Below are 14,508 nucleotides of genomic sequence, written 5' to 3' on the forward strand. Positions count from 1 at the left end.
AAGAAGAATTATCAGGATACTGGGCCACAATCTCCCGCATCAGGGTATCGACAAAGTGGGAATCAATGTAATTGATAGATAAATCAGTCAGATGGACTGCGCAGGAGCCAGGGTGTTAAGCAAAGAGTGGTTACAGCTGTCCGCCGATATGGAGTTTGCCTGCCTGCGCATCCTGCCCGGGTCAGAACGGCCAGTGCGCGAGGCCGATGTGCTCGCCCTGCTACATGCCTCCAACTGCCGTCGCTACCAACCCCTGCACGAAGGGATCAAGCAGGCGGTCATCCTGCTCAATACCCTGCAAAGCAAGCCCGATGCCCCCATCCCCCCCAACCCGATCCCCATCGCCAAGCGCCAGGACGCCCGGCTGATGATACTGATCGACAGTGACAAGATGACGGCACGGGCCCAGATCACCTGCGACTGGGGCGGCAAACCTCTGACCCTTGACCAGCTGCAGCAAGCCTTGGCCGAGAGTGAGGTCAATAGCGGCGTGCAGGGCACCCTGATAGAACTGGCCATCAAACTCGCCAAGGAGGGGGCACCCGGCAGCCTGCTCCAGCCCGCCATCGCCCATGGCATCCCCCCCATCCCCGGCCAGGATACCCGCTTCGAGCGTCTGGTCGACACCCCCTCCGATCGCATCCTCAAACCTCAGGAAACCGAGCACGGCAAGGTGGACCTGCGCGATCTCGGCAGCCTGATCACGGTGCGGGCCGGGGATCCGCTGATGCGCCGCCATCCCGCAACTCAGGGCTCCCCCGGCCTCACGGTCACAGGTCAGCACTTGCCGGTCAAACCGGGCAAGGAGATGGCCATGGTCCCGGGGGAGGGCACCCTCATCGCCAGCGATGATCCCAATCTGCTGCTCGCCAGCCGCCCCGGCCTGCCCTGCCAGGAGAAGCAGGGCATGCGGGTCGATGATGTGCTTAGCCTCAAGCAGGTAGACGCCCGCAGCGGCCATGTGACCTTCGAGGGGGCCCTCGTCATCAGCGGCGATGTCTTTGCCGGCATGCGGATCAAGGCCAGTGGCGACGTGGTGATTGGCGGTTTCGTCGAGGGTGCCGACATCGAATCCGGCGGCTCCATCACGGTGCGTCACGGCATCATCGGTCGCAAGACCGAGGAGAGCGATCTGCTCTGCCGACTCAGCGCCCAGGGAGAGATCCACGCAGCTTATGCCCAATACGCCAAGCTGGAGGCGGGCGGCAACATCCAGATCCAGACTCAGCTCACCCATTGCCACAGTCGCAGCGGCCAGGATCTGCTGGTCGGCGACAGTGCCATGCGCAAAGGCACCCTGCTCGGCGGCATCAGCATCGCCAATCGCCAGATCCTGGCTCCCAGCATCGGCGCCTCCGCCGCCAACCATACCCGGTTGCAGATCCTCGGCGGTTATTTCACTCACAAACAGCAGGAGCAGGAGCTCAAACAACGCAAGCAGGTCTGCCGGGAGCAGTTGCTCAAGGTGCAGGATCTGCTGCTCAAACTGCTGCAATTGCCGAGCGATCGCCGCAACCCGCAGACCCTGGAAAAGATAAAGACCCTGCGTCAGCAGTACCTGAGTCAGAGCAAGGGGCTGGATGCCAAGCTCGATGAGGCCCAGCAGACCCTGCAGCAGCTGCTCGGCGAGATGGATGTCACCGCCACCCAGCGCCTCTGTGCCGGCGTCGAGGTGGAGCTGGCCAACAGCAGCTACCGGGTCGACATCGACCACGGCCCCATCCGCATCGCCTTCAAACAGGATCAGATCGTGCTGCAACCGTTCGAGGGTCGCAAATAAGCCAACCGTGATCCCGTGCGGGATCTTGGGTACACTCGCAAACTTGCAGTCCACACAGAGCAGGTAGAAGTCGATGTACAAACTGATCGCATTAGATATGGATGGCACGCTGCTGACCCCGCAAGGCGAGATATCCCCTCGCACCCACGCCGCCATCCAAGCGGCCCGCGCCCGCGGCGTGACAGTGGTGCTGGCCTCGGGCCGTCCGCTGGAGGGCATGACCCGTTATCTGGATGAGCTGGGCATGACGGGCCCGGATGACTATGTGATCAGCTACAACGGCGCCATGGTGCAACGGGTGGCATGTGGCAGTGTCATTCGCAGCCAGCTACTGACCGGGGCCGATGCCAGCCTGATAGCCCGCCTCGCCGACCAGCAGGGGGTCAATGTCCATGGCTTCTCGGTATCTCAGGGTCTGATCACTCCCCGTCTCAGCCACTACACAGAGCACGAGTCCCGCCTGACCGGCATGCCCATCAAGCTGGTCGATTTCGCTGCCCTGCCCGCCGACGAGGCCATCCTCAAGGTCATGATGATAGATGAGCCCAGCTTGCTCAGCCGGGCCATAGCGGCTCTGCCTGATAGCCTCCATCAGAACTATACCGTGGTGCAGAGCGCCCCCTACTTCCTCGAGATCATGAACAGGCAGAGCCACAAAGGCAGCGGTGTCGCCGCCTTGGCAGAACACCTTGGCATCAACGCCAGCCAGGTGATCGCCGTGGGTGATGCGGGTAACGACAGTCACATGGTCGAGTACGCAGGTCTCGGGGTCGCCATGGGCAATGCCACTGAGGCACTCAAGGCATTGGCCCAGCACATCACCAGTCGCAATGATGAAGACGGGGTTGCCAGGGTCATCGAAGAGTTTGTGCTGGCCTGAGCCAGCCGAGATCGCAGAAAAACGGGAGGCAGGCATCGCCTGCTTACCGTTTAATATATCCACCAGCCAAATATCCCTCTTTCTCATGGCCAACAAACAGTTGGCAATTAATCGGCCTACCGCCGCCTCTACAGCACACCGTTTTGTAACAAGAATCGCTCATTTCGTTTGACATATTTAACGGCCTTGGCAGACTGAAATCGGGATCCAGGCCGTCATGTCTGTCCTCTCGCCCTTTGGCACAGCCCGATATGACGCCACGGATCTCCTAGACTTGCCTTGAGGCAGGCCCTGATCTTGGTCAGGGCGAGCCCAAGGCGCGAGAGGTCCCCGCGGGACAGCAAAGGAATGCCAAGGTGATTTATGTCCGCACAAACACGATCTGCATCAACCCGAAAACCCCTGGTCCTGATGACGATGGGCAGCCAGGAACGCAATGGTCATGACTATCAGGTGATGACCCACAAATACATCAAACCCCTGGTCGAGATAGGGGGCTGCACCCCGCTGCTGGTGCCCACCTGCTGCGGTACCGAGGATCTCGACAGCTATCTGGACCTGGTCGATGGCGTCTACCTGAGCGGCGCTGGTTCCAACATAGATCCGGCCCTCTACGGCCAGCCGAACCTGACACCGGACAAGGCGCAGGACAGGGAGCGGGATCTGTTCGACATCGCGCTGGTGCGGGCGGCCATCGACAAGGGACTGCCCATCCTCGGCATCTGTCGCGGCATGCAGGAGATCAACGTCGCCCTCGGCGGTGACATCCACCAGAAGGTCTACTGCGAGCCCGGCTTCGAGGATCATCGCGAAGATCCCCAGACCCCGCCCGAAGTGCAGTATGGGGAGAGCCACATGGTCGAGCTGGTGGAAGACAGCTGGTTCGCCGAACTGATGGGCGCCAAGAAAATACCGGTCAACTCCCTGCATGGGCAGGCCATCAAGCGGCTTGGCAAAGGATTGGCGCCGCTGGCCTACGCCGAAGATGGCCTGGTCGAGGCGATCCACGCCCCCGAGCTGCCTCAGTTCACCCTGGCAGTGCAGTGGCATCCCGAGTGGCGTGCGAAAGACAATCCCCACTCGGTCAAGATCTTCACCGCCTTCGGCGAGGCCTGCCGCCAGCACGCCGCCCACGGCTAGCCCCCAGGGATGCACAAAACAACAGAGGGGCCCATGGCCCCTCTGTTGTTATCGCCCATGGCAAGCTTCAATCGCCAAATCCCCTGGCCTTGAGCTTGGGCAGGCCGCCGCGTACTGGCCGCAAGTTTCGGCAGGCATCCATCCCCTTCAAACCTCGCTGTATGTGATCCGGCGAGTGACCAAATACCATGCCATTGCTGCGATAAAGGCTGTCGCCATCGAGTTCGAACTTTTCACCACCGATGAGCAGCGGCTGTTTGCCTTCCATCTTGTTGCCACGCTTGAGAGGCAGCACCAGGTCGGTGAAAATCTCACCCGTGGCGCACCCCTCACGCCAATGGGCTTCATCGGAGAAAGGGGTGATGGAAATTTCTCGCCAGGAGCCATCGCTGAACTCGACCCTGTAACTGTCGGTCAGCAGATCGCAACCTCCCAACCACAGCAGGCTTGCCAATAAACAGTAACGACTCACCACCGCCATCCACTCCCTTGTTCTCCAGGCTCGGCAGCATAAGGGCTACACCGCCGATACGCACTCTTATTAGCCGCGGCCATCTTCATGATGCGGGCTCAGTCATGACCGAGCAGCAGAGGGCCCAGCTCATCGAGGTGGCTGAGCATCAGATCGGGTAGCTGGGAGAGGCGGCGCCAATCACCCTGCCCCTGGTTGAGCCAGGCGACGCGATAGCTATGCAGGCGGGCCCCCAGCACATCGCTGCGCTCATGATCGCCCACGTGCAGTATCTCGGCGGGCGCCAGTCCCAGCTCAGTTGCCGCCTGCACGAACATATCCGGCGCCGGTTTCATCCGCTGGCCCTCTCCCGCCTTGTAGACCCCCTGAAAGTAGCCATCCAAACCGGCCTGCACCAGATCCAGATTGCCATTGGTAATAGCCACCAGAGGGTAGCGACGGGCCAAGGCCGCCAGCAAGTCATGGCTGGCGGCAGGTACAGTGATGGCTGAACGCTCGGCCAGGAAGCCCTGGAACAGCTCGGTCGCGACCCCTTCGGCCGACCCCGCATCCATCCCCCCCTGGCGCAAGGCCAGTTGCAGGCTGCGCTTGCGCGTCAGGCTGACATCGTGCTGAAGGCCGGGGTCGTCCTGCAACACCTGGCGCTTGCAGGCCTGCCAGCGGTCGGCGTCCATCATGGCTCCCGCCAGATAGTCGCTGCGAAGGCGCGCCAGCATCCAGGCATCGGCCCGCGCTATATGGGGGCCATTGTCATAGAGGGTGTCATCGAGATCGAACGAGACAGCCTTGACCGGCTGCCAGCGGCGAAAGAAAAGCATTGTCACTCCTGTTGTTCTGCATGCCCACAAGGCGCCATTTTTACCATGACGGCTCCCCGCTTACTCCTGCTCCTCATCCCCGGCGCCGCGACGCTTGGCCCTGGGATGAGCACCATCATAGACCTTGGCCAGATGCTGGAAGTCGAGGTGGGTATAGATCTGGGTGGTCGACAGATTGGCGTGACCAAGCAGCTCCTGCACCGCCCGCAGATCGCCGGAGGACTCCAGCATGTGGGTCGCGAAACTGTGCCTGAGCTTGTGAGGGTGGACGTGGGAGTCGAGGGCCTGCTTGCTGCCCCAGCCATCGAGGCGCATCTGCACCGAACGCGCCGAGATGCGCCGCCGCTGTCTGGAGACGAACAACGCAGGCTCCTCCCCCGCGACCAGCAGAGGCCGCATGGCCAACCACTTGTGCAGCCACTCCAGCGCCATGCGCCCTATGGGCAGCACGCGCTCCCGAGACCCCTTGCCCACCACTCTCAATTGGCGATCGTCCAGCCGCAGATCGATCACGTCCAGCCCCACCAACTCCGCAAGACGCAGCCCGGAGGAGTACATCAGCTCCATGATGGCGCGATCCCGCACCGCCAGCGGATCCTGCTCATCGGTGATATTGAGCAGCTGATACATCTCATCCACATCCAGGTTCTTGGGCAGAGGGCGCCCCTGCTTGGGTGTGCTGATCCCCCGCGCCGGATTGGCAATCAGCCGCCCCTGTCGCACCTGCCAGTCACAAAAACTGCGCAGGGCGGAGAGCTTGGTGGCCAAAGAGCGCGGTGCCAGTCCCCCCTTGTGCATCCGGCTCATCAGGCTGCGCACCTGGCTCGCTTCCAGCGCGGGCCAATGACTCAGGCCAAGATCCACCAGCTGGCTGGTCATCGCGATGAGGTGAGACAGGTAGTTGCTGCGGGTATGACGGCTCAGTTGGCGCTCCACCCGCAAGTATTCGAGGAAATCATCCAGATCCTGCGCCAGCGCAGGGGGCAGGCTGGCGAGTCCCTCAGCGCTGGCTGTCACGGATGAGTTCCGGCAGACGCAGCTGCAACAGGCGACCAAGCTGGCCCAGCAGCAAGGGATCGTTGTGCGGGGAGAAATGGCCGGGATCCGAACTGGCGAAGGCCAGCAGACCCAGCTCTCCCAGCCGCATCAAGGCCACGGAGCCGACCAGGGTGCCGCTACCAAAGAGTTGCTGCTGCTCGCTCTGGTTGAGACGTCCAAAGTAGAACCCCTGACCTGGCAGGCGCTGACCCAATATCTGCTCGATCCCCTTGCTCAGGACGAGGAAACGCTGCCCCTCCCCTGGTTGATACTGCTTGGGATTGAGCCAGAGCCGCACACCGGAGAGGCGCAACTTCTCGACGAAGGCGTTTTGCAGGGCGCTCACCAGCTTGCTCAGGGTCTGGCAGCCATAGATATCGCCGTAGAGATCCGCATAGATGCGAAAAATCCGTTCATTTGCGCTGGCCAGACTCATCAGCTCGGTGATCTCGAGCTCCAGCCGCTCGATCCGTTCACGCTGACGATCGAGCTGACGCTCCACCAGAGAGATTGTGCCTTTGCGCTCATGGGGGATGCGCACGCGATCCAGCATGCTCGCATGCTGCTGGAAAAATTCGGGGTAACGGCTCAGGTACGCCAGCACCATAGCCTCATCGGCCTCATGCTCCTGCCGTTTAACTTCACTCATGTTGGTCAATTCCGTCTTGATGACCCTGTGTGACAAGCGTCCTGGTACCACCGGATGGCACCAGCACAGGGAACACTGGTGGTCTGATTCTCTATTAGAGCGCTATCGGGACGTCAAATACAGTCGCGTTTGCATATAGGTGCATTGATGACGCGCCCTCGGTCATCGGCCCTTGATGAGCCGCATGATTTGACTATCCAGACCCCGAATAGAGAAAAGGCGGCCTAAGCCGCCAACGTCTCACAACTCTATCTGACCATCGAACACGTGCTCGGCAGGGCCCGTCATGTAGACGGGTTGGCCCGGGCCCTTCCAGGCGATGGTCAGCTTGCCACCGGGCAGGGAGACGGTCACCCGCTCCTTGAGCTTGCCCTGGCTCATGCCAATCACGGCGGCGGCGCAGGCGCCGGTACCGCAGGCCAGGGTCTCGCCTACCCCGCGCTCAAAGACCCGCAGCCGGATCTGAGTGGCATCGACCAGCTCCATGAAGCCGACGTTGACCCGCTCGGGGAAACGCTCGTGGCGCTCCACTATGGGGCCCAGGGTCTCGACGGGCGCGGCATCCACCGAGGGCACCTCTATAACGCAGTGAGGGTTGCCCATGGAGACGGCGCCACACATGACGGTATGGTCCTGTGCCCGCAACAGATAAGTCTGCTCGGCCTTCTGGGCGCGAAACGGGATCTTGCCCGGTTCAAACTGGGGGACACCCATGTTGACCGTGACCTGATTCTCCCCCTCCAGCTGCAAGATGATCCGGCCACGGGCCGTGCTGACCGAGATGCGATCCCGGTTGATCAGGCCCTTGAGCCGTACGAAGCGAGCGAAACAGCGGGCGCCATTGCCGCACTGCTCGACCTCGCTGCCATCGGCATTGAAGATGCGGTAGTGAAAATCGAGCTCAGGATCATAGGGAGGCTCGACCAGCAGCAGCTGATCAAACCCTATCCCGAAGTGGCGATCCGCCAGCTTCTTGATGACGTCACTGCTGAAGAACAGCTTCTGGGTGACACCATCGACCACCATGAAGTCGTTACCCAAGCCGTGCATCTTGGAAAATTCAATTAACATCTTTTTTCCCTGCGCTGTTCAGGCCGCAACAAAGGTCGTCCACCACCATGAAGTCGTTATCCGGGTCTCCATGCATCTTGCAGAAATCTATCAACATCCTGCGTTCCTGTACCGTTAATCACGCGCTCAAATAAATCAGAGGAACCCTTGATGGCCAGAGCAGAGAGCTCCCTTCACCATCTTGCGTTCCTCTATTTGACTCAAGGCAGCAGATGCTCGCCCTGCCAGAGTGATTCCAGCGGCTCACGCTCCCGGATGAGGAACGCCTTGTCGCCGTCGACCAGCACTTCTGCGGCCCGGGGGCGGGTATTGTAGTTCGACGACATGGTAAAGCCATAGGCACCGGCCGAACGCACCGCCAGCAGAGAGCCTTCGGCAATCGCCAGGGTGCGCTCCTTGCCGAGGAAGTCTCCCGTCTCGCACACCGGCCCCACCACGTCGTACAGGGCAGGCTCATGCTGGGCCTTGCTGTCGACCTCGATGATGTTCATCCAGGCGCCATACAAAGAGGGGCGCAGCAGATCGTTCATGCCGGCATCGATCAGCGCGAAGTTGCGGGTCTCGCCGGGCTTGAGGTACTCAACCCGGGTCAAGAGCACACCGGCATTGGCGACGATGGCACGGCCCGGTTCGAACAACAGCGTCAGCTTGCGGCCTGCCAGCTTGGCTTTGAGGGCCTCGGCATACTCGGTCGGATGTGGCGGCTGCTCGGCGCCATAGTTGACCCCCAGGCCACCACCTACATCGAGGTGATGGATGTGGATCCCCTCCAGTGCCAGCTCATCGATCAGCCGCAGCAGCTTGTCCGCCGCCTCCATGAAGGGATTGAGCTCGGTCAGCTGGGAGCCGATGTGACAATCCACCCCCTTGATCTCGATGTTGCCCATGGCCGCCGCCTTGCGATAGATGGCAGGGGCCTGCTCGATGGGGATACCGAATTTATTCTGCTTGAGGCCGGTCGAGATATAGGGGTGAGTGCCGGCATCGATGTCCGGGTTGACCCGTACCGACACCCGCGCCACCTTGCCCATGCTGGCCGCAACCCGGTTGAGGCGCTCCAGCTCGGCTTCGGACTCCAGATTGAAACAGAGGATCTCTTTATCCAAGGCCAGGCGCATCTCGGCCTCGCTCTTGGCTACGCCGGAGAAGACAACCTTGGCCGGATCGCCCCCCGCCGCCAACACCCGCGACAGCTCGCCGCCGGAGACGATGTCGAAGCCGGAGCCGAGGCGAGCCAGCAAGTTCAGGAGCGCTATGTTGGAGTTGGCTTTGACCGCATAGCAGACCAGGTGAGGTATGTCCCCCGCCGCCTGATCGAAGGCGTGCCAGTGGCGCTCCAACGTCGCACGGGAGTAAACATAGAGCGGGGTGCCATGCTGCTCGGCCAGCTGTTGCAGATCTATCTGTTCGGCCTGAAGCTGACCGGCGGCATTGTAATTAAAGTGATCCAAGGGGCGGTTCCTTCCAAATTATGACGAGTGCGGCGTAGCCTCTGGGGTCGCCTCGGCCGGGGTCTGGGGAGTGCTCTGCTGGCCCTTGGCCGGCTCGACCTCAGACGGAGTCGATTGCTGGCTCTCCGGCTGTTCGGCCGGCGGCATATAGAGCGGGCCTTTCAGGCCACAGGCAACCAGGGTGAACGACAGAAGAACGGCAGACAGGCACCGGACGAGTTGAATGATCATAATGGTTCGCTGCGAAAAAAATTTTGGCCCTCTATAATCGCACTCACATTGTTAAAAGCAACAGGATAAACCGATGAAGGATCACGAGTATCACGCCCTGGTAGACACCTTTTTCCAGTATGTGGAAGACACCATAGATGCAAATTACCCGGATATCGATTGCGAGCGGGCTGGCGGCGTCCTGAACCTGGCGTTCGAGAACAAGACCAAGGTCATCCTCAACAAGCAAGAACCCCTGCACCAGATCTGGGTCGCTACCCGCGAGAATGGCTTCCACTTCGAGCTGAAGGGGGAGACCTGGATAGACAACCGTTTCGGCCATGAGCTCAAGGCCCTGCTCAGCCGGGCCTGTACTCTACAATCTGGCGAGGACGTGACCTTCCCATGATAGATATCCACCCCGACGCGGCCCGTCATGCGGTGATCTGGCTACATGGCCTGGGCGATTCGGGGGCGGGGCTGGCTCCTCTGGTCGAGGCACTGGCCCTGCCCAGCGAACTGCCTATCCGCCATCTGCTCCCCGATGCCCCCGAGCGCCCCATTACCATCAACATGGGCCACAAGATGCGCGGCTGGTACGACATCAAGGGCTTCGAGCGGCCGGAAGACAGGGCCGACGAGACGGAAGTGCGCGCGGCCTGCACGCAAATAACCACACTGTTGACTCGGCTCGAACAAGAGGGGTTCGCCCCCGAGCATGTCGTCATCGCCGGTTTTTCCCAAGGGGGCGTCATTGCCTCCTTCACCGCCCTGCGTCATCCAACGCCCTTGGCCGGTCTGCTCTGCATGTCCACCTATCTGGCGGCGCCGGATGCCCTGCTGGCAGAGCTCAGTGATGCCGCTCGCACTCTGCCAATTTGCTACATGCATGGCATCTATGACGATGTGGTTCACCTCTCCATGGGGTGGGACGCCAAACAGCGCCTGGAGGCCGCTGGCCTGGCTCCCCAATGGCACGAATATCCCATGCGCCACGAGAGCTGCCGCCCCCAGCTGGCGGATGTCCGGGCCTGGCTGTTGGCTCGTTTCGCCCCCTGAGACGCAGGCCTGGCCTCATGTCACATGGGGTCAGGGTCGCCCGCCGTAAAAAGCAAGAGGGCCTGCATTGCAGGCCCTCTTCACATCACCGGGGTGGCTTGGCTCAGCCCACGTCACGGGCCTGCACCTGAGGATCGCGCCCCACCCCCTGGCTGCGGTAAGGGATAACGTCCAGCGTCTCCCCCTTCTCTACTATCTCGTAGTACTGGGGCAGGTTGAAGTTGACGAACTGGCCATCATCGCTGAACCGTTCGTGACTGGAGGTATAGAAGCGGTTCACCCCGGCTACCAGCTCATCTTTGTTGCCCGCGAAATGCTGGTAAATCTCGACCCTGTTCGCCTCGTCCAGTATGTAGATGTTGGTGCGCGCATTGCGGGTGTCGAAGAAGAACTGCACCAGCCCCTCGCTGGCATAGGTATCCACTATGCCCGGCAGATGCTGGCTGTGGGTCTTGTCGAGGCGCAGCGGCAGGTGATCCAGCTTGTTGTGGGAGATGTGCCGGTAGAAGTCGATGGCGTTCTCCAGCTTCTTGACAGAGACCCCGCGGCGCTCGAAGAAGATGCCGTATTTCTCCTTGCCAAGGACGAGGGTCTTGACCAGCTGCTGCTTGTCCCGGGCCAGACGCAGTTCGATGCACTCGGCTACCAGCTGTTGGAAGCGGGAGCGCACCAGGGAGCGGAAATGCTGGCTATAGCAGAAGACGGCGATAGTTTCCGGGGCCGCCGCATCCTGGTGCATCTTGCCGAGTATGGTGGTGAGGGCATCGACCACGGCTTCGTCACCGCGAAAATGCAGGGTGCGGATCTCGCTCCAGGAGTTGCGGTAGACCAGATCCACCGAACCGACCAGACACTCCATATTGCGACCGAACGAGAAAACATCGGCGCTGTTGGCATCAAACTCTATCACCTGACCGACCCAATGACTGCTCGGGTCCACCTCCAGATTGAGGTAGATGGAAAGCTGATGGATCTCGCAAGGTCGGCTCAGGGCCACATTGGTGGCACGCGGATATTTGACCGGGAAGGTGCCGGAGAGATCGCGGCAGAACTGGTGCAGGTTGTCTATGTGCAGATCCGAGCCCTGGTTGAACAGGTGCACCCTGGACTGGGCCGTGAGCAGATCATTGAAATAGGCCCAGGCCACCAGCTTGCTGATATAGCTGTTATGTTCGAGCGGCGCCCGACCAATGATGTCAGACGGCTCCAGTGACTGCTTGTAGAGATACCAACCGGCGCGATTGAGGCGGCCGTTGGGCACCTGTACCAGGCTGAGATCAGGCTCGCTGAGATCCGGCGCTATCTTGAGGTTAATGCGCTGCACCTTGCCCGGCAGGCTCTCGAAGGCCGCATAAAGCTTGCGCGACAAGATGCCGATATCTTCCGGGTTGATTGATTCACTGATGTTGTTGCGCCGGGCGAACTGGATCAAGTTGCGATAGCTATGCATCAGGGCCTCTAGCAGCTCGGCATGGGCTACCTTGACCTGTTCTATCTTCCACTCCTGGCGATGATCCAGATGATGGAGCCGCTCCGGGCTCCAGCCCCAGTAAGCGACCAGCTGCTCCATCTGCTCCCGCCGCCACAGGGGCGAGCCCTCTTCGTTGGGATGGCTGAGCCCGTCACACACCTTCAGATAGAAGCAGCGGCGCACCAGATCCAGACGCTGCATGTCACCGATGGATTTGAGGTAGTTGGTCACCTTGTCCAGCATCAGGCAGTAGTTGTCCATCCGGAAACTCATGCCTTCATGCTGCTGGAACCAGTCGCGGCTGATGAAGGAGAGCAGTCGGGTGTTCGGGTACTCATGGGAGTAGGCCTCCATCAACACCGACTTGAGCACCGCCTTGTAGGGAGAGTCGATACCCTTGTAAAGCTGCCAGAGGGCAGAGCCGAAGTACTCCTCGGCCGGAATGCGGTTGAAGCTGCCAAGATCGAGCCAGTCATCCTGACTGAGCTGACCGCTCGCAAACAGGCCGGTCACATAGGCATCGTACTGCTCGTCATAGGCGCGGGGCACCAGGTACCAGAGCAGGCGCTTGCCCGCAATGTGCATGGCGCTGCGATAGAACTCGTCGAGCAGCAACAGGTGCTGGGCACTGCCGCAGTTTTCACCCTGCATCTGGGCATCGTTGTGCTGACGAAACTTGTCTTCGGGGATCAGGAAGAAGTTGAGATCCACGCCGCGCTGCTCGGCCCACTTGGAGAGTTGCTGGCACTTGAGATCAAGCAGAGCCAGACGATCGGGAGAGAGGCCCGCCACGTGACAGACCCAGATATCAAGATCCGAATGACAACACTGACCGATAGAAGAGGTGCTGCCCATGGAGTAGAGGCCTTGAATGGCCCTGTCCTGGGTGCTGAGCCCCCCCTGGCAGTTGGCGTTCTGGCACAGGTCTTCGATGAAGGCCTGCTGGGTCTCGTCGGCTTGAAAACTCCAGATCCCATGAGGCACATCCCCACCCACATAACCGGGCAGCAGGGGATGATTAAAGTGCAGCATGACGGGCAGCAGTTGGAATACCTGTTGCCCATAGCGACTCATGAGACCTAGCGCCCGCTGCGTCTTGAGACGATTGATCTCGTCATAACGCGATACGAGTGCATCGAGTTGTACCAGCAATGACCTGCCTATTTGGGGGTTGCAATTGACGCACCAAAACGGTGAGACGTCAAAAAAGTGTGATCATGTTAACAATGCAAACTGCGGTGGTAAACAAGCCCACAGCGAATAGCGGGATTATTTATGACAGCCAGATGAACGGTATCACCGGAAAGCAAATAAAGTATTTAGAATCATATAGTTGACGTTCTGAAAAGCCATAATGAAAATCATTTCCTCCCCTTCATTTTTCAGCCGGATCCCGCTTTTGCGGCCCGTGCCATGAAAGCCCCCGTAAAGGGTGGTAAGATCATTTTCCTTTAAATATGAAACAACTGATTGATATGGCAGCCCGTACCCTGAGAATCGCCACACGCAAGAGCCCACTGGCCCTGTGGCAGGCCAACTTTGTCAAAGACAGGCTCGAAGCCCTGCATCCGCAGCTCACCGTCGAGCTGGTGCCCATGAGCACTCAGGGTGACAAAATATTGGATACTCCGTTGGCAAAGGTTGGCGGAAAAGGGTTGTTCGTCAAAGAGTTGGAAACGGCCATGCTGGAAGGGCGGGCAGATATCGCCGTTCACTCCATGAAAGACGTCCCGGTTGAGTTTCCCGAAGGACTTGGCCTGCATACCATCTGCGAACGCGAAGATCCCCGTGATGCCTTCGTCTCCAGTCGTTTCGCCAGCGTGGCCGACCTGCCCCTGGGCGCCGTGGTCGGCACCTCCAGTCTGCGCCGCCAGTGCCAGTTGCGCGCTGCCCGTCCGGATCTGGTGGTACGTGACCTGCGCGGCAACGTCAACACCCGCCTAGCCAAGCTCGATGCTGGTGAATACGACGCCATCATATTGGCTGCCGCCGGCCTGCTGCGCCTGGAGATGGCAGACAGGATCCGCGCTTTCATCGCGCCGGAGCAGAGCCTGCCCGCCAACGGCCAGGGTGCTGTCGGCATCGAGTGTCGCAACGACGATCTGGAACTGCACGCCCTGCTGGCGCCGCTGGAGCACGCCGAGACCCGCATCCGGGTATTGACCGAGCGCGCCATGAACCGTGCCCTGCAAGGGGGTTGCCAGGTACCAATCGGTGCCTACGCCCTGATCGAAGGAGATCAGATCTGGCTGCGCGGTCTGGTCGGCCAACCCGATGGCAGCCAGGTACTGCGCGACGAGATCCGCGGCCCCCTGGCCCAGGGTGAGGCCCTGGGCCAGCAGCTGGCCGAGCGCCTGCTCGCCGCCGGTGCCGATACCATACTCGCCAAGGTCTATCAGGCATGATGGGCCAGGGCCGTCATGCAGAGCGTCGGCAGGTCCCTGCCCCTCATGTCGGCCCTATCTTGCG

General features: G+C 60.6%; 14 protein-coding genes. 6 read left to right on the plus strand and 8 right to left on the minus strand.

All coding sequences use genetic code 11. From position 1 onward, the window contains the following. Positions 1–112: 112 nt before the first annotated feature. The 3 genes from G113_RS02555 to G113_RS02565 all read left to right on the plus strand — a co-directional run bounded on the left by G113_RS02555 (position 113) and on the right by G113_RS02565 (position 3,800). Complete coding sequence (locus G113_RS02555) at positions 113–1,780, plus strand: DUF342 domain-containing protein (protein WP_040318843.1); 1,668 nt, start codon at positions 113–115, stop codon at positions 1,778–1,780. A gap of 73 nt (positions 1,781–1,853) precedes the next feature. Continuing rightward, positions 1,854–2,660: a sugar-phosphatase gene (gene yidA / locus G113_RS02560; protein WP_005892690.1), complete on the plus strand. Its 807-nt coding sequence runs from the start codon at positions 1,854–1,856 to the stop codon at positions 2,658–2,660. Between the two features lie 363 nt (positions 2,661–3,023). After that, positions 3,024–3,800, plus strand: coding sequence for a gamma-glutamyl-gamma-aminobutyrate hydrolase family protein (locus G113_RS02565; RefSeq protein ID WP_040318844.1), 777 nt, complete (start codon positions 3,024–3,026; stop codon positions 3,798–3,800). Between the two features lie 67 nt (positions 3,801–3,867). On the opposite strand, the gene G113_RS02570 is transcribed toward G113_RS02565, so the two are convergent. From G113_RS02570 to lptM, 7 genes are all read right to left on the minus strand, one after another. Then, positions 3,868–4,281, minus strand: coding sequence for a hypothetical protein (locus tag G113_RS02570; protein ID WP_005892695.1), 414 nt, complete (start codon positions 4,279–4,281; stop codon positions 3,868–3,870). Between the two features lie 89 nt (positions 4,282–4,370). Continuing rightward, the gene (locus G113_RS02575; protein WP_005892696.1) at positions 4,371–5,090 is read right to left on the minus strand and encodes an HAD-IA family hydrolase; all 720 of its coding nucleotides are present in this window, start codon (positions 5,088–5,090) and stop codon (positions 4,371–4,373) included. Between the two features lie 60 nt (positions 5,091–5,150). Then, positions 5,151–6,107 (minus strand): tyrosine recombinase XerC, encoded by a 957-nt coding sequence (gene xerC, locus G113_RS02580; RefSeq protein ID WP_005892698.1) that lies wholly within the window; start codon positions 6,105–6,107, stop codon positions 5,151–5,153. Further along, positions 6,091–6,777, minus strand: a complete 687-nt coding sequence (locus G113_RS02585) for a DUF484 family protein (protein ID WP_005892700.1) — start codon at positions 6,775–6,777, stop codon at positions 6,091–6,093. Before G113_RS02585 ends, xerC begins: the two co-directional genes overlap by 17 nt. A 240-nt stretch (positions 6,778–7,017) precedes the next feature. Continuing rightward, a complete protein-coding gene (gene dapF, locus G113_RS02590) occupies positions 7,018–7,848 on the minus strand; it encodes a diaminopimelate epimerase (protein ID WP_005892702.1) in 831 nt (276 codons plus the stop codon). A gap of 200 nt (positions 7,849–8,048) precedes the next feature. Then, positions 8,049–9,299: a diaminopimelate decarboxylase gene (gene lysA / locus G113_RS02595; protein WP_005892703.1), complete on the minus strand. Its 1,251-nt coding sequence runs from the start codon at positions 9,297–9,299 to the stop codon at positions 8,049–8,051. An 18-nt stretch (positions 9,300–9,317) separates the two neighbouring features. Then, complete coding sequence (gene lptM, locus G113_RS02600; protein ID WP_005892704.1) at positions 9,318–9,530, minus strand: LPS translocon maturation chaperone LptM; 213 nt, start codon at positions 9,528–9,530, stop codon at positions 9,318–9,320. 73 nt (positions 9,531–9,603) lie between these two features. Here lptM and cyaY point away from each other — a divergent pair, with 73 nt between their 5' ends. Further along, positions 9,604–9,918 (plus strand): iron donor protein CyaY, encoded by a 315-nt coding sequence (gene cyaY, locus G113_RS02605; RefSeq protein WP_005892706.1) that lies wholly within the window; start codon positions 9,604–9,606, stop codon positions 9,916–9,918. Further along, complete coding sequence (locus tag G113_RS02610; protein WP_005892708.1) at positions 9,915–10,568, plus strand: alpha/beta hydrolase; 654 nt, start codon at positions 9,915–9,917, stop codon at positions 10,566–10,568. Before cyaY ends, G113_RS02610 begins: the two co-directional genes overlap by 4 nt. 103 nt (positions 10,569–10,671) lie before the next feature. On the opposite strand, the gene G113_RS02615 is transcribed toward G113_RS02610, so the two are convergent. Continuing rightward, positions 10,672–13,191, minus strand: coding sequence for a class I adenylate cyclase (locus G113_RS02615; RefSeq protein WP_005892711.1), 2,520 nt, complete (start codon positions 13,189–13,191; stop codon positions 10,672–10,674). A gap of 323 nt (positions 13,192–13,514) precedes the next feature. On the opposite strand from G113_RS02615, the gene hemC reads away from it, so the two are divergent. Next, positions 13,515–14,444, plus strand: coding sequence for a hydroxymethylbilane synthase (gene hemC, locus G113_RS02620; RefSeq protein ID WP_005892713.1), 930 nt, complete (start codon positions 13,515–13,517; stop codon positions 14,442–14,444). Positions 14,445–14,508 lie beyond the last annotated feature (64 nt).

The sequence above is a fragment of the Aeromonas molluscorum 848 genome, assembly GCF_000388115.1.
GTDB lineage: Bacteria > Pseudomonadota > Gammaproteobacteria > Enterobacterales > Aeromonadaceae > Aeromonas > Aeromonas molluscorum.